The organism is Pseudomonas sp. NFACC46-3 (assembly GCF_900114515.1).
Classification (GTDB): Bacteria; Pseudomonadota; Gammaproteobacteria; order Pseudomonadales; family Pseudomonadaceae; genus Aquipseudomonas; species Aquipseudomonas fluorescens_Q.
In genome coordinates, this window is record NZ_FOTH01000004.1 from 50,709 (window position 1) to 73,662 (window position 22,954).

General features: G+C 59.7%; 22 protein-coding genes and 2 pseudogenes. 13 read left to right on the forward strand and 11 right to left on the reverse strand.

Annotated features, from left to right (window positions below; genetic code table 11):
* Positions 1–9 precede the first annotated feature (9 nt).
* The 3 genes from BM300_RS07040 to BM300_RS07050 all read left to right on the forward strand — a co-directional run bounded on the left by BM300_RS07040 (position 10) and on the right by BM300_RS07050 (position 3,584).
* Positions 10–435: a YybH family protein gene (locus BM300_RS07040; protein WP_092224823.1), complete on the forward strand. Its 426-nt coding sequence runs from the start codon at positions 10–12 to the stop codon at positions 433–435.
* 51 nt (positions 436–486) lie between these two features.
* Positions 487–2,001 carry a purine-cytosine permease family protein gene (locus BM300_RS07045; RefSeq protein WP_256572705.1) on the forward strand — a complete coding sequence of 505 codons (1,515 nt, stop codon included), beginning with the start codon at positions 487–489 and terminating at the stop codon, positions 1,999–2,001.
* A 194-nt stretch (positions 2,002–2,195) separates the two neighbouring features.
* Entirely contained in the window at positions 2,196–3,584 is a 1,389-nt protein-coding gene (locus tag BM300_RS07050) for a sodium:solute symporter family protein (RefSeq protein WP_092462406.1), read from the forward strand.
* A gap of 252 nt (positions 3,585–3,836) precedes the next feature.
* On the opposite strand, the gene BM300_RS31330 is transcribed toward BM300_RS07050, so the two are convergent.
* A complete protein-coding gene (locus BM300_RS31330; protein WP_256222727.1) occupies positions 3,837–3,965 on the reverse strand; it encodes a PA1414 family protein in 129 nt (42 codons plus the stop codon).
* A 139-nt stretch (positions 3,966–4,104) separates the two neighbouring features.
* On the reverse strand, positions 4,105–4,998 hold the full coding sequence (locus tag BM300_RS07055) for a putrescine utilization regulator PtrR (protein ID WP_063322451.1): 894 nt from the start codon (positions 4,996–4,998) through the stop codon (positions 4,105–4,107).
* Between the two features lie 103 nt (positions 4,999–5,101).
* Between BM300_RS07055 and BM300_RS07060 the strand changes: the two genes are divergently transcribed.
* Complete coding sequence (locus tag BM300_RS07060; RefSeq protein ID WP_092462408.1) at positions 5,102–6,274, forward strand: MFS transporter; 1,173 nt, start codon at positions 5,102–5,104, stop codon at positions 6,272–6,274.
* Here BM300_RS07060 and BM300_RS07065 read toward each other — a convergent pair whose 3' ends face one another.
* Complete coding sequence (locus BM300_RS07065; protein WP_092462410.1) at positions 6,275–7,729, reverse strand: NCS1 family nucleobase:cation symporter-1; 1,455 nt, start codon at positions 7,727–7,729, stop codon at positions 6,275–6,277.
* 389 nt (positions 7,730–8,118) lie between these two features.
* Positions 8,119–8,955, reverse strand: a complete 837-nt coding sequence (locus BM300_RS07070; protein WP_060738695.1) for a CvfB family protein — start codon at positions 8,953–8,955, stop codon at positions 8,119–8,121.
* Positions 8,956–9,294: 339 nt separating this feature from the next.
* Between BM300_RS07070 and BM300_RS07075 the strand changes: the two genes are divergently transcribed.
* The 3 genes from BM300_RS07075 to BM300_RS07085 all read left to right on the forward strand — a co-directional run bounded on the left by BM300_RS07075 (position 9,295) and on the right by BM300_RS07085 (position 11,338).
* Entirely contained in the window at positions 9,295–9,483 is a 189-nt protein-coding gene (locus BM300_RS07075; protein WP_018607615.1) for a hypothetical protein, read from the forward strand.
* Between the two features lie 189 nt (positions 9,484–9,672).
* The gene (locus BM300_RS07080; protein ID WP_092462412.1) at positions 9,673–10,389 is read left to right on the forward strand and encodes a TorF family putative porin; all 717 of its coding nucleotides are present in this window, start codon (positions 9,673–9,675) and stop codon (positions 10,387–10,389) included.
* Between the two features lie 82 nt (positions 10,390–10,471).
* Positions 10,472–11,338: a DUF6279 family lipoprotein gene (locus BM300_RS07085; protein WP_092150986.1), complete on the forward strand. Its 867-nt coding sequence runs from the start codon at positions 10,472–10,474 to the stop codon at positions 11,336–11,338.
* Positions 11,339–11,400: 62 nt separating this feature from the next.
* Here BM300_RS07085 and BM300_RS07090 read toward each other — a convergent pair whose 3' ends face one another.
* Positions 11,401–11,793, reverse strand: coding sequence for a hypothetical protein (locus BM300_RS07090; protein ID WP_063322456.1), 393 nt, complete (start codon positions 11,791–11,793; stop codon positions 11,401–11,403).
* A 187-nt stretch (positions 11,794–11,980) separates the two neighbouring features.
* On the opposite strand from BM300_RS07090, the gene BM300_RS07095 reads away from it, so the two are divergent.
* From BM300_RS07095 to BM300_RS07105, 3 genes are all read left to right on the forward strand, one after another.
* Positions 11,981–12,712 carry a DUF899 domain-containing protein gene (locus BM300_RS07095; RefSeq protein WP_092462414.1) on the forward strand — a complete coding sequence of 244 codons (732 nt, stop codon included), beginning with the start codon at positions 11,981–11,983 and terminating at the stop codon, positions 12,710–12,712.
* Between the two features lie 262 nt (positions 12,713–12,974).
* Positions 12,975–13,247, forward strand: a complete 273-nt coding sequence (locus BM300_RS07100; RefSeq protein WP_092347161.1) for a hypothetical protein — start codon at positions 12,975–12,977, stop codon at positions 13,245–13,247.
* A gap of 52 nt (positions 13,248–13,299) precedes the next feature.
* Complete coding sequence (locus BM300_RS07105; RefSeq protein WP_092462416.1) at positions 13,300–13,599, forward strand: addiction module antidote protein; 300 nt, start codon at positions 13,300–13,302, stop codon at positions 13,597–13,599.
* Between the two features lie 123 nt (positions 13,600–13,722).
* Here the strand turns inward: BM300_RS07105 and BM300_RS07110 are convergent, their stop codons facing one another.
* Positions 13,723–14,010, reverse strand: coding sequence for a HigA family addiction module antitoxin (locus BM300_RS07110; protein ID WP_092462470.1), 288 nt, complete (start codon positions 14,008–14,010; stop codon positions 13,723–13,725).
* 24 nt (positions 14,011–14,034) lie between these two features.
* A pseudogene (locus tag BM300_RS07115) lies at positions 14,035–14,265 on the reverse strand (BrnA antitoxin family protein); the annotation flags it as partial.
* Positions 14,266–14,707: 442 nt separating this feature from the next.
* Here BM300_RS07115 and BM300_RS07120 point away from each other — a divergent pair.
* A pseudogene (locus BM300_RS07120) lies at positions 14,708–14,969 on the forward strand (hypothetical protein).
* Positions 14,970–15,209: 240 nt separating this feature from the next.
* On the opposite strand, the gene BM300_RS07125 reads toward BM300_RS07120, so the two are convergent.
* Entirely contained in the window at positions 15,210–17,714 is a 2,505-nt protein-coding gene (locus BM300_RS07125; RefSeq protein WP_092347134.1) for a glycoside hydrolase, read from the reverse strand.
* 366 nt (positions 17,715–18,080) lie between these two features.
* On the opposite strand from BM300_RS07125, the gene BM300_RS07130 reads away from it, so the two are divergent.
* Positions 18,081–18,356 (forward strand): hypothetical protein, encoded by a 276-nt coding sequence (locus tag BM300_RS07130; protein WP_092150995.1) that lies wholly within the window; start codon positions 18,081–18,083, stop codon positions 18,354–18,356.
* Between the two features lie 244 nt (positions 18,357–18,600).
* Here the strand turns inward: BM300_RS07130 and BM300_RS31020 are convergent, their stop codons facing one another.
* Positions 18,601–18,762 carry a hypothetical protein gene (locus BM300_RS31020; RefSeq protein ID WP_170862028.1) on the reverse strand — a complete coding sequence of 54 codons (162 nt, stop codon included), beginning with the start codon at positions 18,760–18,762 and terminating at the stop codon, positions 18,601–18,603.
* A gap of 231 nt (positions 18,763–18,993) precedes the next feature.
* Positions 18,994–20,340 (reverse strand): DEAD/DEAH box helicase, encoded by a 1,347-nt coding sequence (locus BM300_RS07140; protein ID WP_063322464.1) that lies wholly within the window; start codon positions 20,338–20,340, stop codon positions 18,994–18,996.
* A gap of 193 nt (positions 20,341–20,533) precedes the next feature.
* Between BM300_RS07140 and BM300_RS07145 the strand changes: the two genes are divergently transcribed.
* Positions 20,534–21,832, forward strand: a complete 1,299-nt coding sequence (locus tag BM300_RS07145; RefSeq protein WP_092413515.1) for a mechanosensitive ion channel family protein — start codon at positions 20,534–20,536, stop codon at positions 21,830–21,832.
* Between the two features lie 126 nt (positions 21,833–21,958).
* Here the strand turns inward: BM300_RS07145 and BM300_RS07150 are convergent, their stop codons facing one another.
* Positions 21,959–22,825 (reverse strand): carboxylate/amino acid/amine transporter, encoded by an 867-nt coding sequence (locus tag BM300_RS07150; RefSeq protein WP_092150847.1) that lies wholly within the window; start codon positions 22,823–22,825, stop codon positions 21,959–21,961.
* Positions 22,826–22,954: the final 129 nt, after the last annotated feature.

A 22,954-nucleotide genomic window follows, 5' to 3' on the forward strand; every position in this document is an offset into this window, starting at 1 on the left:
GGTTCGGTCATGAACGATCGAGATCAGGTTCTCAAGGCCGCCGCCGAATTGGTGTCGGCCTTCGCCCGCAATGACCGCGACGCCTACTTTGGCGCGTTCACAGGCGATGCGAGCTTCGTGTTCTACACCCTCGAACAGCCCCTGCTGTCACGCGATGCCTACCAGGCGTTGTGGGATCGCTGGCGGTCCGAGGATGGCTTCGAGGTGCTCAATTGCACCTCGAGCAACGCCTTCGTCAGCCTGCAAGGGGACGTGGCGATTTTCATCCATGACGTGGCCACCGAGCTGCGCATGCAAGGGGAGCGACACTTTAGCCAGGAGCGCGAAACCATCCTGTTCCGCAAACAGGAAGGCCGCGCACAAGAACAACAGGGCCTATGGCTGGCCTGCCATGAACATTTGTCCGCCATGCCGGAAGGGCTGCCACCCCCTTAGCCAAACAGGCGACGCTCACACACGATGAGCGCGCCTTGATGATCGGAGCAGATCATGAATAACAATAACGATAAAAGCCTTACGCAAATTGAAACCAACGGGGTCGAACAGATCCCGGACCACCAGCGAACCGCCGGCCCGGGGGACTTGTTTCGCCTGATCTTCGGTGGCGCCAATACCTTTGCCACCGCCGTGCTCGGCAGTTTCCCGGTGCTGTTCGGCCTGTCATTCCAGGCCGGTGTCTGGGCGATTGTGCTAGGGGTGTTGGTGGGGTCGATCATCCTCGCCCCCATGGGCCTGTTCGGCCCGCTCAACGGCACCAACAACGCGGTTTCTTCCGGTGCGCACTTCGGCGTGCACGGGCGGATCGTCGGCTCGTTCCTCTCGTTGCTGACCGCCATCGCGTTCTTCTCGCTGTCGGTGTGGAGTTCGGGGGACGCGTTGATCGGCGGCGCCAAGCGGCTGATCGGCGTGCCGGAAACCGACCTGAGCCTGGGCCTGGCCTACGGCCTGTTTGCCCTGCTGGTGTTGACGGTGTGCATCTACGGCTTCCGCTTCATGCTGTGGGTCAACCGCATCGCCGTATGGGCCGCCAGCCTGCTGTTTTTGCTGGGTATCCTGGCTTTCGCACCGACCTTCGACAGCCAGTTCGCCGGCACCGTCAGCCTCGGCCAACCGGGCTTCTGGGCGGCGTTTATCGGCGCGGCGCTGGTGGCCATGAGCAACCCGATTTCCTTCGGTGCGTTCCTGGGTGACTGGTCGCGCTACATCCCCCGCAACACGCCCAAGCGCCGCATCATGCTGGCCGTGATCGCTGCGCAGCTGGCGACGTTGATCCCGTTCCTGTTCGGCCTCGCCACCGCCACCATCGTGGCGATCAAGGCGCCGGACTACATCGCGGCCAACAACTACGTGGGCGGCCTGCTGGCGGTTTCGCCGAGCTGGTTCTTCCTGCCGGTGTGCCTGATCGCGGTGATCGGCGGCATGTCCACCGGCACCACGTCGCTGTATGGCACCGGGCTGGACATGTCCAGCGTGTTTCCACGAGTGCTGTCGCGGGTCAAGGCGACGCTGCTGATCGGCGTGCTGTCGATTGCGTTCATCTTCATCGGGCGCTTCGCGGCGAACCTGGTGCAGAGCGTCTCGACCTTCGCCGTGCTGATCATCACCTGCACCACACCGTGGATGGTGATCATGATCATCGGCCTGTTGGTGCGCCGCGGCTTCTACTGCCCGGACGACCTGCAAGTGTTCACCCGCGGCGAAACCGGCGGGCGCTACTGGTTCAGCCATGGCTGGAACTGGCGCGGCCTCGGGGCGTGGATTCCCAGCGCATTGGTGGGGTTGTGCTTCGTCAACCTGCCGGGGCAGTTCGTCGGGCCGCTGGGGGAATTGGCCGGCGGGATCGACATCAGCCTGCCGGTGACCCTGGGGTTGGCCTCGGTGGTGTACTTGGTGCTGCTTGGGTTATTCCCGGAACCGGCGGCGGTGTACGGGCCGGATGATCCGCGGAGCAAAGGCTCTTCGGTGTCAATCGATAGCCCCTCCCTCAGGCAGACCGTCTGACCCGAGCCAACAAACCCCCTGTGGCGAGGGAGCTTGCTCCCGCTCGACTGCGCAGCAGTCGCTATCAAGGGCTGCTTCGCAGCCCAGCGGGAGCAAGCTCCCTCGCCACACAAGCACGTTCGCACTGAGGGCGCGGTGCCAGGGAGGGCATCACCCCGACTTCCTATAAAAAAGACAATCGGAGACACGCCATCATGGCTTTGGACTTAATCGTCGTTCTTCTCTACGCCACTGGCATGATCGCCCTCGGCTGGTACGGCATGCGCCGCGCTAAAACCCGTGACGACTACCTGGTCGCCGGGCGCAATCTCGGCCCGGGCTTTTACCTGGGCACCATGGCCGCCACCGTCCTGGGCGGCGCGTCCACCATTGGCACCGTGCGCCTGGGCTACGTCTACGGTATTTCCGGATTCTGGCTGTGCGGCGCCATCGGCCTGGGCATCGTCGGCCTGAGCCTGTTCCTCGCCAAGCCGTTGCTCAAGCTCAAGATCTACACCGTGACCCAGGTGCTGGAGCGCCGCTACAACCCGGCCGCGCGCCAGGCCAGTGCGCTGATCATGCTGGTTTACGCACTGATGATCGGCGCCACCTCGACCATCGCCATCGGCACCGTGATGCAGGTGCTGTTCGGCTTGCCGTTCTGGGTGTCGATCCTGGTGGGCGGTGGCGTGGTGGTGCTGTACTCCACCATCGGCGGCATGTGGTCGCTGACCCTCACCGACATCGTGCAATTCCTGATCATGACCGTTGGCCTGGTGTTCCTGCTGATGCCGATGTCCATCGTCGATGCCGGTGGCTGGGATGCGATGGTGGCGGCATTGCCGGCCAGTTACTTCGATTTCACCGCGATTGGCGGGGACACCATCCTCACCTACTTCCTGATCTACTTCTTCGGCATCTTCATCGGCCAGGACATCTGGCAGCGGGTGTTTACCGCCCGCAGCGAAGGCGTGGCCAAAGTGGCCGGCACCGCCGCCGGCCTGTACTGCGTGCTGTACGGCCTGGCCGGTGCGTTGATCGGCATGGCGGCCAAGGTATTGCTGCCGGACCTGGAAAACGTCAACAACGCCTTCGCCAGCATCGTCCAGACCAGCCTGCCCAACGGCATTCGCGGCCTGGTGATCGCCGCGGCCCTGGCAGCCTTGATGTCCACCGCCGCAGCGGGCCTGCTCGCGGCGTCCACCACGGTGGTCCAGGACTTGCTGCCCCGTCTGCGCCAGGGCCGTGAAAGCGGCAGTGGCGACGTCCACGAAAACCGCATCGCGACCCTGCTGATGGGCGCGGTAGTCCTGGTGATCGCCCTGGTGGTCAGCGACGTCATCAGCGCCCTGACCCTGGCCTACAACCTGCTGGTGGGCGGCATGCTGATCCCGCTGATCGGCGCCATCTACTGGAAACGCGCCACCACCGCCGGCGCGATCACCAGCATGTCGCTGGGCTTCCTGACCGCGCTGTTCTTCATGCTCAGGGATGGCCTGGACGCCAACACGCCGATCTACTACAGCCTGAGCGTGGCGCTGGTGAGTTTTGTGCTGGTGAGCTTGTTGTCGCCACGGTCGAGTGCGGTGGCCAAGGTGGTTTGATCGACAACTGAATCAAGCCGAATGCACCTGTGGCGAGGGGATTTATCCCCGCTGGGGCGCGAAGCGCGCCCAAAGCCAGGCGCCTCGGTGTGTCAGAAAGGGCTGAGGAGGCTGATTTGGGTCTGCTTCGCAGCCCAGCGGGAGCAAGCTCCCTCGCCACAGGGTTCACATCGCCAATAAAAAGATCGCAGTTCCGGGCCATCTCAATTGAAATGGTCCGGAACTGCGATCTCTCCAAATTCTGCGGTGTAGTTACCGGCGGCGCGGTTGGCGGCGGCGTTGCTCGTCATCGGTGCGGATCGGTATCGGTTGCATCGGTGGCTCGATCAGGCCAAGCGCGACACCCAGGTCATGAAGCCAATTCTGGATTTTCTCTTTCATCGTGGTGCCCCCTCAGGGTGGTACGAGCGGCAAATTACTGTGGCCCCTTCGCACTGATAATAGTCCGATGTTCTACGCAATGCTCGTCTCAGTTTGCAATGATCTGTTACTGAATTGATCCAAATCCACCTCCCGGAGTTCAAGCCGATTGCGCCGTCGTCATGGGCGTTCGCGGCCAGGCCTGTTGTTGCAATTCAATCCAAGCGTTGAGGTTGGCCCCGACCATGCCTTTGCGCCACATCAGCCAAGTGGTGGCACTGGCGAACGGCTCGGCCAGCGAATGCACCGATACCCGCTCGCGGCCCGGCAGGCTGGCCAGCATCGACTCGGACATCAACGCCACCCCGGACCCGGCGATCACACACGCCAGCATCCCCTGGTAAGACTCGATTTCCATCGCCCGGCCCATGGTCGCGTGATCATGGGCAAACCAGGCCTCTAATCGCATCCGGTACGAACAACCACGCCGGAACGTGAACACCGCGCGGCCCTGCACATCCAGGGCACTGCGAACCGGCGGATGATCGGCCTCGGTAATCAGCACCAACCGCTCGTCGCACAACGGCACGCCATCCAACCCCGCGAGCTCCAGCGGGCCGTCCACCAGCGCCGCGTCGAGCCGGTTGGTGAGCAGGCCTTCAAGCAGCTCGCCACTGGGCCCCGATTGCACTTGCAGGTTCACCGCCGGATACGCCCGGTGATAAGCCGCCAGCAGGTCCGGCAAATGCGTCGCCGCCGTGCTGTACATCGTGCCCAGCAGGAAGTCCCCGGCCGGCTGCCCGCCCTGCACGGCGGCATGGGCCTCGTCGTGCAAGGCGAACAGCTTGGCCGCGTAGTCCAGCAGGACTTTTCCTGCCGGCGACAACTGCAAACGCTGACGCTCCCGCAGGAAAAGGTCCACGCCCAGTTGCTCTTCAAGCTGCTTGAGCCGGGTCGACAGGTTCGACGGCACCCGGTGCAGGCGCTCGGCGGCCCGGGTGATGGAACCTTCCTCGGCCACGGCCTGGAAAATCCGCAGTTGGCTGAACTCCATGACCCTCTCCAAAAAAGAACAAGTTACTCACTATTATTCATTTTTAATGAAAGTCAATCAGTCCTAGCCTGACGGTCATTCGCCCCGACACCGGAGAACGACCATGTCACCTCTTATTCGCCTGCTCGGCAGTTTCATCGCGCTGATGATGGCCATGGGCATTGGCCGCTTCGCCTTGACGCCCCAGTTACCTCATTTGATCGGCGAAGGTCAGGTCAACTTGACCGCCGCCGGTCTGATTGCCGCCGCCAACTACCTGGGGTATTTCCTTGGCGCGCTGGACGCCATGTTCGCCCGTCGTCCGGAACAGGTGCGGCGGCGGTTGCTCGGCGGCCTGTGGCTGTGCGTGCTGCTGACCCTGGCGTCGTTCTGGGCCTGGGGCTTCTGGCCGCACCTGGCGTTGCGCTTCGGCACCGGCGTGGCGAGCGCCTGGGTGATGGTGATGATCACCGCCCTGAGCCAACCCTTGGCCGCGGCGGTGGAACGGCCACGGCTCGGTGCCTTGGTGTTTGCCGGCCCGGGCCTGGGGATTTTCCTGACCGGCCTGCTTGCCCTCGGCTCGAACCTACTGGGCCAGACCTCCGCCACCCTGTGGCTGGTGTATGCCGGCGTGGCCTTGGCGATGTTGCTGGCGATCTTGCCGATCCTGCCGCAGCCGGCAGCCGCAGCACCTGTCGCAGGGCCGACCGCCCCTTCGCCGAACACCGGCATCGCTCGACTGGGCGTGGTGTACGCCCTGTACGGCGTGGGCTACATCATTCCGGCGACGTTCCTGTCGCAAATGGCCTCGGCGCAGTTCCACGGCCAATGGCTGGCCGATCTGTTCTGGCCCTGCTTCGGCCTGGCCGCCGCCAGCGGCGTGTTGCTGGTCAGCCGGCGGCGGCCGAACCCGAACACCACCGGCCGCTGGCTGATCGGCACGCTCTGGCTGCAAGCCGCCGGGGTATTTGCCTGCCTGCTGGGCAGCGGGCCGGGGCTGGCGCTGGGGGTGATCCTCTGTGGCACGCCGTTCCTGGCCTGCATGCAACTGGTGATGCTGCGCTCCCGGGAACTGGCGCCCCACGCCACCCAGCGCAACGCTGGCCTGTTGACCGCCTGCTTTGCCGTGGGCCAGCTCAGCGGCCCCCTGTTGGCGGCGCTGAGCAGCCATTTCAGCGGCGGCCTGCAACCGGCACTGATCATTGCCGGCAGCGGCCTGGTGCTGGCCGGTGGCCTGTTGCTGCGGCCCGCCAGCCGGGGCGCGGCGAACCCTTGCGCCCAGACCGCCCTGCGTTGATCAGGCCTGGCCGGCCGGGCTGAACGCCTTGCTCGACTGCGTGGCCGGCTCGCGTCGCGCCAAGGCGAAATACAACACCCCGCCGAGGAAGCAACCGGTAAACCAGGCAAAATTGGCCATCGATTGCAGCATCGGCGTGAAGGTGATCGCCACCCCCATCAGCGTCGCCGGAATCAACGCCTTCACCGCCGTCCAGTTGATGCCGCCGCTGTAGTAATAACGCCCGCTCGGCCCGTCATTGAACAGCGCATCGACGTCGATCTGCTGTTTTTTGATCAGGTAGTAATCCACCAGCAGAATCCCGAACAGCGGGCCGATAAACGCCGCCAACACGTCCAGGGTGTAGTGGATCACTTCAGGGTTATTGAACAGGTTCCACGGCGTGATGAAAATCGAGGCCAGCGCCGCGATCATGCCACCAGCGCGCCAGCTGATTTTGCTGGGAGCGACGTTGGCGAAGTCGAAGGCCGGCGAGACGAAGTTGGCGACAATGTTGATGCCGATGGTCGCCGTCACGAAGGCAAAGGCCCCCAGCAAGACCGCCACGTCGTTGTCGATGCGCGCCACGGTGGCAATCGGGTCGTGGAGCATTTCACCGAACACCGGCAAGGTCCCGGAAACAATCACCACGGTGACCAGGGAGAACGCCAGGAAATTCACCGGTAATCCCCAGAAATTACCCCGGCGCACGTCAGACATGCTCCGGCAGTAGCGACTGAAATCGCCGAAATTCAGGGTCGGACCGGAAAAGTACGACACCACCAGTGCCGTCGCCACGATCACTTGGCCGAACGCCTGCCAACCGGACAAGGACTTTTCCGCCAGGGTGAAGCTGATGTTGCTCCAACCGGCCTTCCACACGATCCAGCCGGCCAACAAGAACATCACGGCGTACACCACCGGCCCCGCCCAATCGATGAAACGACGGATCGAATCCATACCGGTCCAGAACACCAGCGCCTGGACGAACCACAAGCTGAGGAAACCGAACCAACCCAGGTAGGACAAACCGGCAAAATGCGGCGTCGCGTAGACCTCCATCGAAGGAAAAAACCGCAGCACCACGATAATCAGCGCGCTGGAGGCCAGGTAAGTCTGAATGCCGTACCAGGCCACGGCGATCAAACCGCGAATGACCGCAGGAATATTCGCCCCGAACACCCCGAACGCCAGTCGGCAGATCACCGGGTACGGCACCGCCGCCTGTTGGCTCGGCTTGGCGACCAGGTTGGCGATCAACTGCACGATGCAGATCCCGCTGAGCAAGGCGATAAGCACCTGCCAACTCGCCAGGCCCAAGGCGAACAGACTGGCGGCGAAGACATAACCGCCCACGCTGTGCACATCACTCATCCAGAACGCGAAGATGTTGTACCAATTCCATTTCTGCGGCAGTGGGCCCAGGTCCTCGTTGTAAAGGCGGGGGCTGTAGCCATTGGGCAATTGCTCGGACATTGCGGGGCTCCTTTGAGTACCGCCGTGCCCCCGTATCGACCTGCTCACCATACTGCGCACGGGAGCCGGCATGGTTTGTATACGCGTTTCCACGCAGAATGCGTGCCATAGGCGCTGGATGTTAGACAAACCGGGGTGTGTGGCGCAGAGAAACACCACGCAGGAACAGGCATACGCCCACGAACAGGGCGCAGGTGCATGCTAAAGGTGCAAGATTTTGTATACAGCGAAGATCAACCTGTGGCGAGGGAGCTTGCTCCCGCTGGGGCGCGAAGCGGCCCCTTCGAACATGCTACCTCGGTGTCTTAGCTTGGATTGAGTGCAGCTGGTTTGGGGCTGCTTCGCAGCCCAGCGGGAGCAAGCTCCCTCGCCACAGGAATTGTGTGCAGTTAGCTCAATTCAATGCGATCGGCATGAATGACAATCTGCCCATTCTTGTACAGCGCACCAATGGCCTTCTTGAAGTTGCCCTTGCTCACGCCAAACAGGCTGCTGATCAGCGCCGGGTCGCTCTTGTCGCTGACCGCCAGGGTGCCGTTGTTCTCTCGCAACTTGGCGAGAATCTTGGCGTTCAGGCTAGTGGCAGCTTCCTGGCCCACCGGCTGCAGGCTCAGGCTGATCTTGCCGTCTGGGCGAATCTCCTTGATGAAACCTTTTTCCTGCATGCCCGCGCGCATGAACTTGAAGATTTCGTTCTTGTGGATCAAGCCCCAGTGCTTGTTATTGATGATCGCCTTGAACCCCATGTCGGTGGCTTCGGCGACCAGCAAATCCACTTCCTGGCCCGGCGTATAGTTGGCCGGGGTCTTGTCCAGATAGCGATCCAGGCGTGCCGTGGCGGTGATGCGACGGGTGTGCTTGTCGAGGTAGACGTGCACCACGCAGTATTCGCCGGCGGTCATTTGGCGCTTTTCTTCGGAATACGGCAGCAACAGGTCCTTGGGCAGGCCCCAGTCCAGGAACACGCCGATGCTGTTGACCTCAACCACTTTCAGGCTGGCGAACTCACCGACCTGCACTTTTGGTTTTTCGGTGGTGGCGATCAGTTTGTCGTCGCTGTCCAGATAAATAAAAACATTGAGCCAGTCTTCATCTTCGCTGGGAATATCCTTGGGGATATAACGGTTGGGCAGCAGAATTTCGCCGTCCGCCCCGCCATCCAGATATAAACCGAAGTTAGTGTGTTTAACCACTTGCAAACTGTTGTAGCGCCCGACTAAAGCCATTTCCAATACCCTCATTGCGTGGGCGGCATTCTACCCGGTTTTGCGGCGCGATTCGTGGCCGCCGGCAAGGTTTGCCTGGAAGGCCCGGCACAACCGTTGATTTTCCTGGGTTTGCGTCCGAAGCACAGCCATTCGTCAGGCCGGAGACGGTGCATGCCGTCCTTTCTCGACACTACATTCTTCACACGGTTGTTATTTAAAACAGAGGCTTAGGGCAATTATTGCCGGATAACGGCTGATTATTCCCATCACGCTGGCGATAATTCAGAAGGATATTTGCCAAGCAATTGTCAAGTATTTCCTGTACGATGCCTGGCCCAATTAATTATCTACAGGTTAATGGCCGTCATGCGCGTAAAAGCATCCAACAGCAAAGCAAAGCCAGCTCCAGCCGTTGAAACCAGCGAGTCGATCAACGACCAGATCGCTGCGTTCCTCAAGTCCGGCGGCGAGATCCAACAAATTGCCAAAGGCGTCAGCGGCCAGACATTCGGCCCGTCCAAGCAGATCAGCCTGGGCAAGAAGTAACCTGCGCGTCACCTGGTCCCAAAGCGCTTTGAGTTTCGAAGCGCTTGGACTGGAACCCTCCCCGCCCTATCCATTTCCCATGAATCGACGAACGGCCTTCGCAGCCGAGCATTCGCCGGTATGCTTTCACCTCTCTAGCCCAAGCGTTTCAGCTTAGTTCCTGCTCCTCGCTATTTCATGGAGTGAAGCATGCGTATTCCTATTGTTGCGCTGGCGATCAGCCTGCTGACGTGCTCCCTCGTCCAGGGGCAGGTGTTCCAACGCGAACTCGGCGACTTCGATCTCAAACTGGGCACCACTCCCAGCCGTAGCATGGCCGAGGGCCTGGTCACGCCGTCGAGCACCGGCTCGTTTCATGGTGGGTTGGACCTGAGCCATGACAGCGGCTGGTACGTTGGCCAGTGGTCACCCAGCGCCGGCCTGACATCGTCCGCCGACCTTGAGGTCGATTCCTACATGGGCTTTAAACACCCCTTCGACCAGACCCTGGGCTACGAAGTCGGCCTGATCCACTACAGCTACCCCACCGTCGATACCCTCGACAGCCAGGAGTTCTACGGCGGCCTGACCGTGCTCGGCAGCCGTTTCGGCGCGGCCCTGAGCAACGATCCGGACAAACAGAACAGCACGCTGTTCGCCGACCTGGGCGGCAACGTGCCGTTCGGCATTGGCATCAGCGCCAAATACACCACCCACCAGCTCAATACGCCAGTCTCGGTCGAGAACGGTTATGTCGGCAGCTTCAGCGACTGGTCGTTGAAAATTTCCCGTCCGTGGAAGGGCCTCGACCTGGACCTGATCTACAGCGACTCAAGCCTCAGCGGCAGCAGTTGCTCGGCGTACTCGGGCCACAACAGCGAGTGCGACAGCCTGCTGACCCTCAAGATGGCCCACCCTTTTTACTAAGCGTTACGCATTTAATCGGCTGAACTGCCGCGCGTCTGCGATGCTCAAACAAAGCACCTACGCCCTTCGCAAGGACTCGCTCATGCCGCGCTGGTTGACCCGCACTGCCATGTTCATCGCCCTGTTGCTGACGCTCACCGCCTGCAGCCGCATCGGCCTGGCCTACCGCAACCTCGACCTGATCATCCCCTGGACCCTCAATGATTACCTGGACATCAGAGGCGAGCAAAAAGACTGGTTCAACGAACGCCTCAAGGACCACCTGACCTGGCATTGCACAACCCAATTGCCCGACTACCTCGACTGGCTGGATCGCCTCAAGACCATGGTGAAAACTGACCAGGTAACCGACGAAGCCTTGCAACAACGTACCCAAGAAGCCAAGGCCGCCATCGCCGAAACCGCACGGCAAATCACTCCCTCGGCCATCGAACTGCTGCAAGGCCTGAACGACGACCAAGTCGATGACATGGATGCCGCCTTCGTCAAGGATCAGCGCAAACGCCAGCAGCAGTACCTCAAGCCGACGTTGCAGGAACAGATCCAGGAACGCAGCGACCGCATGGTCAAACGCTTGGACGACTGGCTCGGCCCGCTCAACGAAGCCCAGCACCAACGGGTGATGGCCTGGTCCACCGCCTTGGGTGACCAGAACCAGCAATGGATCGCCAACCGCGCCCACTGGCAAAACCAGTTCAGCGAAGCCGTGGCCCAGCGCCACAGTCCTGACTTCCCGAAACGCATCGAGCAACTGCTGGTCAATCGGGAAAGTCTCTGGACCCCGGCCTATCGCGAGGCCTTCAGCAAAACCGAAGCCCAGGCCCGCAGCCTGCTGGTGGACCTGATGGCCGAAAGCACCCCGCCCCAGCGCGAACGGCTGCTGAAGAAAATCGACGGGGTGAAGAAGGATTTCACTGACTTGAAGTGCCTGAAAGCAGCACGATCTTAAAACCACTGAAGATCCAATGTGGGAGCGAGCTTGCTCGCTCCCACAAGGTTTGTACCTGGTTCCTAGGCAATCTGCGCCTTGGACGCCAAATCATCAAACGTAAACTCATCCAGCGCATCGTCCTGCTCATCCAGCACCTGGCGCGGATGATCATTGCCCGGAATGCTGCTGTCGATCAGGCTCAACAACCGCGAGCCACGGGGCGTCAGCACGAAGTTCTCGCCGTTACCGCCCTCTTCTTCCGGCCGCGGCTCGATATAGCCACGCTCCAGCAGTAACTTTTCATACTCCCCGGCGACCGCTTTCAGATGATCGAGGTTCTCGATTTCCTCACCCGCCGCCGCCTTCTGAGCTGCGTATTCCTCCGCATAAGGCCGAGGCGTAAAACTGTGGCCGGCGCCGTTCTGCACTTCGTGCAACAACTTTTCGATCAAGTCCCAGTTATAAGTCGTCATCCTGGTCCATCCTCTGAAGAGTGAGATGCCTACCTAGGTTGTGACCGAGGTGCTGCGCCGCCGTTCAGCCAGGTTTCCGGGTGGTCACTGCCTTGAGCCGACCAACGGCCTGTCGAATTCATCGAAGGCCAAACGACCAGTTGCTGAAACGCCCACTAAGTAGCTCTGCCATGCAGGAGAAATCACCATGAACGTAGAGAATCATCCGGTCGTCTCGCGGGAAGAGTGGCTCGCCGCCCGCCGCCAACACCTGGCCCACGAAAAAGCCTTCACCCGCGAACGAGACAAACTCAGCGCCGAACGCCGCGCCCTGCCCTGGGTAAAAATCGACAAACCCTACCGCTTCCAAGGCCCCCACGGTGAACTGAGCCTGGCCGACCTGTTCGGCGGCCGCAGCCAACTGATCATCTACCACTTCATGTTCGGCCCCGGCTGGACAGAAGGCTGCCAGGGCTGCTCATTCCTCTCCGACCACATCGACGGCGCCAACCAACACCTGGCCCACCACGACGTGGCCGTGGTCGCCGTCTCCCGCGCCCCCTTCGCCGAGTTCCAGCCGTTCAAGCGCCGCATGGGCTGGACCTTCGACTGGGTCTCGTCCAACGGCTGCGACTTCAACTACGACTTCGGCGTCAGCTTCAAAGCCGAAGACACCGCCGGTGGAAAAGCCACCTACAACTACGAAAAAACCGACACCACCGAAGGCGAACTCCCCGGCCTGAGCGTCTTCTACCGCAACGAAGCCGGCGACATCTTCCACACCTACTCCACCTACGCCCGCGGCCTCGACATTCTGGTCGGCACCTACAACTACCTCGACCTGACGCCCAAGGGCCGCAACGAAGACGAAATCATGGACTGGGTGCGCCATCACGATAAATACGACGAGGCCAAGCCACACAGCTGCTGCCATGGCTGATACGTCCACTGGCCCAGTCGAGCACGGTCCCCGTGGCGAGGGAGCTTGCTCCCGCTCGACTGCGCAGCAGTCGCCTGCGTCGCCTGACCCGCCGCAGTGCCAAAGCCGACTGAAGCAAGGCCAAAGGTCCTACACAAAGCTCGGAAAGTGATGTCTTGTGGCTCGGGAACGGGGCGGCCTATAGTCCCTCGTCGCCCTAAAAGGCGACCGGGTTTGGCGACCCGACTTACAGGGAGGCTCATTAATTTTCGAGGCTCTGACTATGACTAGATACATGCCCATCACTGGCATCGACTGCATCCCCGCCGTCCTCCTCATCGACGCCGAAGCACCGCTCGACGTTCTCTTCGAAACTGCCGACTACCGCATTCGCACCGTGACCCAACTGCTGGAGAACATCGCGTTCCGTTCAGATATCAGCTCCGATACGGTGGTGCTTTCGGACTTTTGCAAGATGCTGACGATAGCGTTGCGTGATGGGTGTGATGTGATGGATGTGATTGGGAGGCGGTTACGGGCGCAGGCTGCTGAATAATGAAAACGGGCGACCTTTGAGTCGCCCGTTTCAAATGTATGGAGAGTACAAAATGACTGAGACTTTTACAGAATTTGACCCCGCAGAGTACCTCAGTACTTCCGAAGCCATCGCGGAGTTCATGAGCGACGCTCTGGAAACCGGCGATGCAAGTTACATCGCCAAAGCGATGGGGGTAGTCGCGCGAGCTAAGGGGATGACCGAATTGGCCAGGGAAACGGGCCTGTCGCGCGAACAGCTATACCGTTCCTTCAGCGAGCACGGTAATCCCACTCTGAAAACACTCCTGGCGGTCATGAAGGCACTTGGTGTCGAGATGACGGCTCGGCCACACACGCACACTGCGTCGTAGTCCTAACGGAAAAGAAAAGGGGACAAAGAAACACGAAAAGGGGACCAGACTGCGATTAAAAAGACAGGCCGATCTCGATTAGTCTGTCTCAAATCCCCAACTCCGGCGATGTCTGGGGACGACTCAGGCGAAAGCGAGCTTTCTTACCTGCAACAAATCAACATGCTGACGAGCCACCCACAGATCATAAGCATCCTGCATCGCCAGCCAACTCTCCGGCGAGCGGCCAAGCGCTACAGACAACCGCAATGCCATTTCAGGCGAAACGCGGCTAGTGCCCTTCAAGACACGACTCAGTGCCAAGGGCGCTACATCGAGTTTTTCTGCCAACTCACGACCGCTGATGCCGTTCGGCTCCAGATAAATCTCGGTAATGAATTCCCCGGGGTGGGGAGGATTGTGCATATTCATCAGTGGTACTCCTCGTAGTCCAGGACGGGCCTGTGTGTAATGGCGAAGAAGCTGATTGATGCGTGCCTGATAACCCGCGCCCTGCCCCTTGAACCACTCGACCACATCGGCATCAAGGCGAATAGTCACCGCCTGTCTTACCGGTACACGCAGCTTGGCGCGACGGAAGAAGCCCTCACCCAGTTCGGGGATATCGCTGGTATCGATGTCCACGTCGTTCAACTTGGCCAAGCACTCCCAGTCAGTTTTCGACATAACGATGACCTCCTGCTTAGTGGCTTTTCGGGAGGAGATGATGCGGATCACATCGCCCCGCAGTTCGGTGTACACGACCATGCCAATCATCGCTTTGATCAAGCCGATGGTTCGACGCAGGGTGCCTCTTCACCAAAGACTACTGTCGAAACCGCCCCTCTGAAATCAGACGCATCCCGTAAAAAAGTACGAAAGATCCTGCACAGACGTGGAAACCTCCTGCGAAACAGACGGACAGAATTACAGCAGGTCGTAGTGAAGGAAACGGGGACTTGCTCCGCTATCGTGATGAAGTATGAAGACGCTAAGCCACACCGCTGCTGATACGGCTAAAACCCAATCCTTAGGCCGAGTACCGCTCCGTGGCGAGGGAGCTTGCTCCCGCTCGACTGCGAAGCAGTCGCCTGCTTTGCCTGACCTTTCGCAGCGCCAAAGCCGACCGCTGCAAGGCCAAAGGTCCTACACAAAGCTCGGAAACTGCATCCCCGCTACCCTGCTCATCGACACCGAAGCCCCGCTCGACGTCCTTTTCGAAACGGCTGGTTACCGCATTCGCACCGTGACCCAATTGCTGGAAAACATCGAGTTCCGTTCGGATATCAGTGCCTATACGATGGTGCTTTCCGACTTCTGCAAAATGCTGACGATAGCCCTGCGCGATGGGTGTGATTGGGAGGCGGTTACGGGCCCAGGCTGTTGAATAATGAAAACGGGCGAGCTTTGAGTCGCCCGTTTCAAATGTATGGAGAGTACAAATTGATTGAGACTTTTACAGAATTTGCCCCCGCAGAATACCCGGCGGGAGCACGCGCCCTCGCCAAAGGGGCTGTGCCGAATTCAGGTTGGGCTTCATAAAAAACCGGACTCAACGTCCGGTTCTTTATGAAAGAGCTAGGAATTCGCCTCGGAAAGCAGGGATATCCTGCTGAGCATTGGTTTGACGACTACTTACTTGCCTCCTCAACGGCTGCCGTATTCTGAGGACCGAAAGAATATTTCAGGGCCCGTGCCTTCATGGTGCGCGGATCAGGTAAGCCTACGGTCTCTGGGCCCGCAAAACCGGTGACACCTTTGCTGAGCGTGGGATTGATCGCATCGAACAGGAAGCTGAAACCTTGTTTGAGCGAGCTCTGGGCGATGCCGTGACATCCCATGCAACCGCCCATGGTCAGGCCTTGGGTGCTGTGGTCGTAATCCGGTACCTTGATGTTCAGCTGGTTGCGCGCATTGATCAGGGTGTTGTTCTTCGGGATGGGGAATACGTTGCTCCCACGAAACAGCTGAATCCCCGGCTGGCTGCTTTCGACCATGATATTGGCCAGGTAGTAATCCGGATCGGTTTGAGTGCTCGACGGGATGGCTTGAACGCCTTTGAGCCGATAATGCTTCCAGACCGAATTGTTGAATTCGCCGCTGCCGTCCATCAACTGCTTGACCTGGTTGTTCACCGCCGCGACTTCGACATCCATGGTGAGCGGTTGCACGACCCGGATCGGGCCGGCCTGCCCTTCAGGGATCCCGTTACTGCCGGAGTAGACCGGCGGATCAAGGCTCGCGTTTGCGACTGCGCCCGCTTTTGGCAGGGAAACCGTATAGGTCTTGTTGCCGTCAGAGAAAGTGGCGGTCGGGGGGTTGTTTATATCGAAACCGGGGTAATCAATCTTGTTGTAGTTGGCAATGTAGTAGAGCCCGGTCGGTGATTTACCGTCGGGCAGCGTCAGGGCATCTTCGTGCTCGAACGTGGCGAAAATGAAGGTCGGGTAGTTGGACGTCTTATGGATTATATGTAAGGCGACCAGTGCGTAGTCTTCGTTCTGCGCCACCGGGTCACTGTCGAGGCCCTTATAGGTCACCACCGTCGCCGTGTGGTAACGCGCGCGATTTTGAACCGGGATGTCTGCCAGCTTGCGCCATGTCGCCTTGACCTCCACCGCGCCGTCGGGCAGCACTACATTCGTATCCGGGAACCTGGTCAGGCCTTTCGCATACTCGTAAACGACGGGGTTCGCCTTGGCCTCGAACAGGATCTGGCTGTCGTTTGAAGGGGCATAATCTCTCCCTGTCTTCGCCACATTTGGCGGATTGACCGGGAAGAAAATAGCGTTTTGTCCTATTTGGGTCGCCTCATCCAGATTGTTGTAATGATTAAAGGTGGCGCCAGGCGCCAAACGAATACCCTGGGGAAATTGTATATAGCTGTATTGCGGGTCAGAACCAAACGGGCGCGTCGGACCACCTGCGGTGTTTTTTTGTGGTCCCGCGGGAAACAACTCAGTACGGTGCGCGAAGGTTTGCCATAACAAGGGGCTGGGAGACTTTGGCACCTTGCCCGAATCAGCAAAACTGCTGGCGGGATTGCCGACGCCGCGGTTAGCGGGCAATGGTGCGGCAGCTGTATTGTTCAGTGCGAAAAAGCTGCGCCAGGCGAACGTTGCATAGTCGCTATGGCTGAGGCCTGTGGCCAGGTCCGAGGGCAGTTGCGGGTTGCGCACGGTTAGATCGCTTGCGGTAATGCCATAGGAAACGCCCAAAACCGAGGGAAAGTTATCAAGCCCACTCGCAGCGAAATACGGATTCCAGTTAACCCCATCGCTGGAGTAAAAAGTTTTTGTATTGTTGCTGACAAACACACGATCGTTGATCATCGCCGCACTGTTCAGGAAAAGTTTACTGTTTATACCTTTCAGCTCTTGCCTCTCTCCCCACTGGCCGCGACGGTTGTAAGTGCGTGCGTACATGAGGCGATTTTCCACCGTGTAATAGACCCAAATCTTACCGCTATAGACGATAGGCACCACTTTGGTCAGAGGCGTGTCAGTGCTTTCCTGGAACGCTGGAGTTTCCCGGCCAAACAGAAGACCATCATTCGAAGTGACGTAATAAACAGTTTTAGCATTACCGTCACCTTTGTGATAAAAAATGAATAATTGACCGTTATACACAACGGGGCTGTTAACGCCGGCCATAGGGCTGGTATTGATAGTTTGAATATCGGTCCAACTGACGCCGTCTGTAGAGCTGGTGGTCCTCAAGCGTTGCTGAGGATCGGCAAAGGTCAGCACTAGCTTCTGCTTAAATACAGTCACTGAAATATCCCCACCCCATCGGTAGCCATTCACTGGGATAGTTTTAGCAGGGGACCAGTTTTTCCCATCTGTCGAATAGGAAGAATAGATATGCTCTGAATCATAATTATTGGACCAGAACATATAAATTTTTCCCTTGAACGACTGCACCGCGGGTATAAATCCCGCTGGGAGGCCGAATCCCACCAGGCTCGTCGAGGAAGGAATACCGTTTGAGGCGTCGGGCTTGTCAAAGACATCGACTTTTATTCCCACACCTTGTTGCGGTGTGGCGATGATCAGACTTTCCGCATAGGCCGATGAGAGCGCAAACAAACCCCACAGACACAACATCAGCCGACTGAATATCGCTCTAAGACTCATAGGTTTCATTCCTTTGAATTAACGGCTACCACAGGCCGTGGATACGTCCTGACAGGCGTAGTTGTTCTATTGTTCAATGCGAGCTGAACTGGATGTTCTGGAAGTCATTGACTGCATTGCGACAGACATATTGTTAGCCTCCTAGCTAATAAAGCACTTACATCCTGTGTGAAGCAGCGACCCGGCGTTGCAGGCATAGGGCTACCAGTCGCCTTTCTCCATGGTAGACGACGGTTTAATATCGGCTAGGGAAATTCTGAAAAAAGGCACCCTGCCAAGCGGCAGCCAGCATGGCGGCTAATGAACTTTCCACCCAATACCGGCCTCAACCCATTACCTGCCCAACAAGGAATATGAGGCCCAGCCATGAAAACCCTCTTGAAACTCACCCTCGCAGCCACCCTCACCTGCGCCCTGCCCGCCTGGGCCACTTGCACGCCAGAGCAAGCGACCGCCAAGCGCGAACAATTGGCAAATGAAGTGACCAAGCTCACCGAACAGAACCCGGCCAAGGCCAAGGAAATCAACGACGAGTTGCAGGCCATGGACCTGGAGACGGCCAGCAAGGATGTGCCGGACAAGTGCCAGTTGATCGATAAGCGTCTGCAAGAGTTGAAGGATGCGGAGAAGAAGGCCGGGTGATTGCCCTAGTCTGAGCACCGCTTCGCTTTTGTGGCGAGGGAGCTTGCTCCCGCTGGGGTGCGAAGCGCCCCCCAAAAACAAGTCTCACCGCGCAATAATGGGTGAACACGCAACTTTGGGGCTGCTGCGCAGCCCAGCGGGAGCAAGCTCCCTCGCCACAGGTTCTGCATCGAACTTAAGGTCGAGTTTCACCCATAAAAAACCGGACCTTGGGTCCGGTTTTTCATGAAGCACTACCGCCGCTTCACTCAGCCGCAGGCGCTTCTGGCTTGCGGCGCTTGAGCGGGGCCATGCCGTCCTTGCTGACCAGCGACGGGGCGTCGGCCTTCGGGCGGTTGGCGGTCTTGCGCTTGGTCGGGGCCTTGGCGCAGAAAAGAAAGCTGGGTGAGTGCCCTAGTCTGAGCACCGCTTCGCTTTTGTGGCGAGGGAGCTTGCTCCCGCTGGGGTGCGAAGCGCCCCCCCCCCAAAAACAAGTCTCGCCGCGCAATAATGGGTGAACACGCAACTTTGGGGCTGCTGCGCAGCCCAGCGGGAGCAAGCTCCCTCGCCACAGGGTTCGGCATCGAACTTAAGGTCGAGTTTCACCCATAAAAAACCGGACCTTGGGTCCGGTTTTTCATGAGGCACTAGCGCCGCTTCACTCCGCCGCAGGCGCTTCTGGCTTGCGGCGCTTGAGCGGGGCCATGCCGTCCTTGCTGACCAGCGACGGGGCGTCGGCCTTCGGGCGGTTGGCGGTCTTGCGCTTGGTCGGGGCCTTGGCGCCGGTTTTCTTCTTGTCGCCCTTGGCGTCGACCTTTTTCTTCTTCACGCCAACGGCCTTGCCCGAGGCCTTGACCTTCTTCGGTCCGCCGTAGGTGCCTTTGACTTCCTTGATGGTGCGGCGCTCGAAGCTCTGCTTGAGGTAGCGCTCGATGCTCGACATCAGGTTCCAGTCGCCATGGCAGATCAACGAGATCGCCAGGCCGTCGTTGCCGGCGCGGCCGGTACGACCGATGCGGTGCACGTATTCGTCGCCGCTGCGGGGCATGTCGAAGTTGATGACCATGTCCAGGCCTTCCACGTCCAGGCCGCGGGCGGCGACGTCGGTGGCGACGAGGATTTTCACGCCGCCCTGCTTGAGGCGGTCGATGGCCAGCTTGCGGTCCTTCTGGTCTTTCTCGCCGTGCAGTACGAACGCCTTGTATTCCTGAGCCACCAGGCGGCCGTAGATGCGGTCGGCCATGGCCCGGGTGTTAGTGAATACGATGGCTTTTTCGTAGGTTTCGTTGGCCAGCAACCAGTTCACGATCTGCTCTTTGTGCTGGTTGTGATCAGCGGTGATGATCTGCTGGCGGGTGGTGGAGTTCAGTTGGCTGACCGCGTTGAGCTGCAAGTGCTCAGGGTTGTTCAGCACCTTGGCGATCATCTCGCGCAGGCCCGAGCCGCCAGTGGTGGCAGAGAACAGCATGGTCTGCTGGCGATTGACGCATTCGTCCACCAGGCGCTGCACGTCTTCGGCAAAACCCATGTCGAGCATGCGGTCGGCTTCGTCCAGCACCAGTACTTCGACTTCCTTGAGGTCAAGGTTGCCGGCGTTCAGTTGCTCGATCATCCGCCCCGGCGTGCCGATCAGGATGTCCGGCACCTTGCGCAGCATGGCGGCCTGGACCTTGAAATCTTCGCCGCCGGTGATCAGGCCGGACTTGATGAAAGTGAACTGCGAGAAGCGCTCCACTTCCTTCAGGGTTTGCTGGGCCAGCTCACGGGTCGGCAGCAGGATCAGGGTCTTGATGCTGACGCGCACCTTGGCCGGGCCGATCAGGCGGTTGAGGATCGGCAGCACGAACGCGGCGGTCTTGCCGCTGCCGGTTTGCGCCGTCACCCGCAGGTCACGCCCCTGGAGCGCGAGCGGAATAGCCGCTGCCTGCACCGGCGTTGGCTCGACAAATTTAAGCTCGGCCACGGCTTTGAGCAGGCGTTCGTGCAGGGCGAATTGGGAAAACACGGGTGCTACCTCGAAGAAATGCAAAAAAACAGCTGCATAGGGTAACGGTTTCGAGCGCGAAGGCCGAGTTTCTTTATACAAACGGCGGCAAATCAGTGCATTTTTATCAGCCGTTATTGCATCAACGGTCACTTGACCGGGCTTAAATGCTCTAATCGTCCCGTCGCGTCTTTATAGAAGAACCGTTTCGTCCATGGACATCAAACAACTCTGGGTCAACCTCCAAGACCTCTGGGGTGCCCTTGACCAGCACCCGCTCCTGCATTCCAGCCTCGCCCTGATGTTGCTGCTGGTCATCGCCCTGGTGCTTGGCCGTGTGGCGCGCTACCTGATCCTGCACGCCGCCAAGTTGCTGGGGCGCCAACCAGCCTTGAACTGGGTCAACGACCTGCGCCAGAACAAGGTCTTCCATCGCCTGGCGCAGATGACGCCGTCGCTGATCATCCAGTTCGGCCTGCACCTGGTGCCGGAACTGAGCAAGACCAGCCTGGTTTTCCTCGGCAATGTCGCCCTGGCTTTCACCATTTTGTTCCTGGTGCTGGCTCTCAGTGCCTTGCTCAGCGCCCTGCTGGACGTCTATGCGCGCACCGAGCACGCCCGTACCCGCTCGATCAAAGGCTATGTGCAACTGACGAAGATGGTGCTGTATGTATTCGGCGCGATCATCATCGTCGCCACCCTGATCGACCGTTCGCCGCTGTTACTGCTGTCGGGCCTGGGAGCGATGTCGGCGGTGATCCTGCTGGTCTACAAGGACACCCTGCTGTCGTTCGTCGCCAGCGTGCAGCTGACCAGCAACGACATGTTGCGGGTCGGCGACTGGATCGAGATGCCCCAGGTCGGCGCCGACGGTGATGTGGTGGACATCACGCTGCACACGGTCAAGGTGCAGAATTTCGACAAGACCATCGTCTCGATCCCGACCTGGCGACTGATGTCCGAGTCGTTCAAGAACTGGCGTGGCATGCAGCAATCCGGCGGGCGGCGGATCAAGCGCAGCCTGTTCATCGACGCCAGCGGCGTGCGTTTCCTGCATGACGAGGAAGAACAACGCCTGACCCAGGTGCGCCTGCTGACCGACTACATCGGCCGCAAGCAGGCCGAACTCAAGGCCTGGAACGAGGCCCAGGGCAACGTCGCGGCGATGTCGGCCAACCGTCGGCGGATGACCAACCTGGGCACCTTCCGCGCTTATGCACTGGCGTATTTGAAAAGCCACGCGGAGATCCAGCCGAACATGACCTGCATGGTCCGGCAGTTGCAGACCACCGCCCAAGGCATCCCGCTGGAAATCTACTGCTTCACCCGCACCACCGCGTGGACCGACTACGAGCGTATCCAGGGGGATATTTTCGATTACCTGCTGGCGGTGATGCCGGAGTTTGGGTTGAACCTGTATCAGCAGCCCAGCGGCACGGATTTGCGTTCAGGGTTGTTGCCGGCGGTGCTGGGGGCGAGTTCCATTTCAGAACCGCAAAAGCAGGTGGTCTGAACCCACCACAGATCCCCTGTGGTAGATCCCCTAATGTGGGAGCGAGCTTGCTAGCGATAGCGGTGTATCAGAAACATAGATGCTGACTGACACTCCGCCATCGCGAGCAAGCTCCCACAGGGGTTTTCAGCGTGCAGGTAGCGGTTGGCGGATCCCCAACCGACTGATCCACACCGCCGCCAATATCACCGATCCCCCCAACAGCAACCGCCCCAACGCCTCGTGCTGGTTCCAGATGAGCAGGTTCACCAGCAGCCCCACCGGCACATGCAGGTTGTTCATCACCGCCAGCGTCCCGCCATTGACCAGGCACGCGCCTTTGTTCCACCAGTACAGCCCCAGCGCGGTGGAGACCAGGCCGAGGAACACCAACACGCCCCATTGCAGCGGCGCTTCAGGCCAGAAGTTGGCCTTGCCGAACAGCAGGAAAGCCGGCAACGCCACCATCAGCGCCCCAACATAGAAATAACCGAAACGCCGGTAATGCGGCAGGTCGCTCGGGTGGCGGGCCACCAGATGCTTGTACAGCACCTGCCCGGCTGCATAGGTGAAGTTGGCCAGTTGCAGCAGCAAGAAGCCCATGAAGAAATCCGGGTTGATCCGGTCGTAGCGAATCACCGCCGCCCCCGCCACGGCCACCAGCGCCGCGATCAGCGCCCAGGGGTTGAAGCGACGGTTCAGCGCGTCTTCGATCAAGGTCACGTGCAGGGGCGTCAGGATGGTGAAAAGCAGCACCTCGGGCACCGTCAGCACTCGGAAGCTCAGATACAGGCAGACGTAGGTCACGCCAAACTGCAAGGCACCGATCAACAACATGCCGCGCATGAACGCCGGCTCCACCTGGCGCCAGCGCGTCAGCGGAATGAACACCAGCCCGGCCAGCAACACCCGCACCAGCACCGCGAAATAACTGTCCACATGCCCAGCCAGGTACTCGCCGATCAGGCTGAAGGAAAACGCCTGGATCAATGTCACAAAAAGTAGATAGCCCATACCGCCCTCGTTTCGAATGGCGGCGAAGATAGCGCTTCTGAACGGTGGGAGCGAGCTTGCTCACGATGGCGGCGTGTCAGTCAGCATCTGTATTTCTGACCCTCCGCCATCGCGAGCAAGCTCCCACAG

Excerpts from the sequence above, each read along its gene's own strand:
- BM300_RS07070 (WP_060738695.1), bottom strand. The coding sequence starts at position 8,955 with ATGGCTTTAGTCGGGCGCTACAACAGTTTGCAAGTGGTTAAACACACT.
- BM300_RS07110 (WP_092462470.1), bottom strand. The coding sequence starts at position 14,010 with ATGAATATGCACAATCCTCCCCACCCCGGGGAATTCATTACCGAGATT.
- BM300_RS07040 (WP_092224823.1), top strand. The coding sequence starts at position 10 with ATGAACGATCGAGATCAGGTTCTCAAGGCCGCCGCCGAATTGGTGTCG.
- BM300_RS07085 (WP_092150986.1), top strand. The coding sequence starts at position 10,472 with ATGCCGCGCTGGTTGACCCGCACTGCCATGTTCATCGCCCTGTTGCTG.
- BM300_RS07065 (WP_092462410.1), bottom strand. The coding sequence starts at position 7,729 with ATGTCCGAGCAATTGCCCAATGGCTACAGCCCCCGCCTTTACAACGAG.
- BM300_RS31330 (WP_256222727.1), bottom strand. The coding sequence starts at position 3,965 with ATGAAAGAGAAAATCCAGAATTGGCTTCATGACCTGGGTGTCGCGCTT.
- BM300_RS07145 (WP_092413515.1), top strand. The coding sequence starts at position 20,534 with ATGGACATCAAACAACTCTGGGTCAACCTCCAAGACCTCTGGGGTGCC.
- BM300_RS07050 (WP_092462406.1), top strand. The coding sequence starts at position 2,196 with ATGGCTTTGGACTTAATCGTCGTTCTTCTCTACGCCACTGGCATGATC.
- BM300_RS07105 (WP_092462416.1), top strand. The coding sequence starts at position 13,300 with ATGACTGAGACTTTTACAGAATTTGACCCCGCAGAGTACCTCAGTACT.
- BM300_RS07100 (WP_092347161.1), top strand. The coding sequence starts at position 12,975 with ATGACTAGATACATGCCCATCACTGGCATCGACTGCATCCCCGCCGTC.
- BM300_RS07075 (WP_018607615.1), top strand. The coding sequence starts at position 9,295 with ATGGCCGTCATGCGCGTAAAAGCATCCAACAGCAAAGCAAAGCCAGCT.
- BM300_RS07080 (WP_092462412.1), top strand. The coding sequence starts at position 9,673 with ATGCGTATTCCTATTGTTGCGCTGGCGATCAGCCTGCTGACGTGCTCC.
- BM300_RS07130 (WP_092150995.1), top strand. The coding sequence starts at position 18,081 with ATGAAAACCCTCTTGAAACTCACCCTCGCAGCCACCCTCACCTGCGCC.
- BM300_RS07060 (WP_092462408.1), top strand. The coding sequence starts at position 5,102 with ATGTCACCTCTTATTCGCCTGCTCGGCAGTTTCATCGCGCTGATGATG.
- BM300_RS07055 (WP_063322451.1), bottom strand. The coding sequence starts at position 4,998 with ATGGAGTTCAGCCAACTGCGGATTTTCCAGGCCGTGGCCGAGGAAGGT.
- BM300_RS07090 (WP_063322456.1), bottom strand. The coding sequence starts at position 11,793 with ATGACGACTTATAACTGGGACTTGATCGAAAAGTTGTTGCACGAAGTG.
- BM300_RS07125 (WP_092347134.1), bottom strand. The coding sequence starts at position 17,714 with ATGAGTCTTAGAGCGATATTCAGTCGGCTGATGTTGTGTCTGTGGGGT.
- BM300_RS07095 (WP_092462414.1), top strand. The coding sequence starts at position 11,981 with ATGAACGTAGAGAATCATCCGGTCGTCTCGCGGGAAGAGTGGCTCGCC.
- BM300_RS07150 (WP_092150847.1), bottom strand. The coding sequence starts at position 22,825 with ATGGGCTATCTACTTTTTGTGACATTGATCCAGGCGTTTTCCTTCAGC.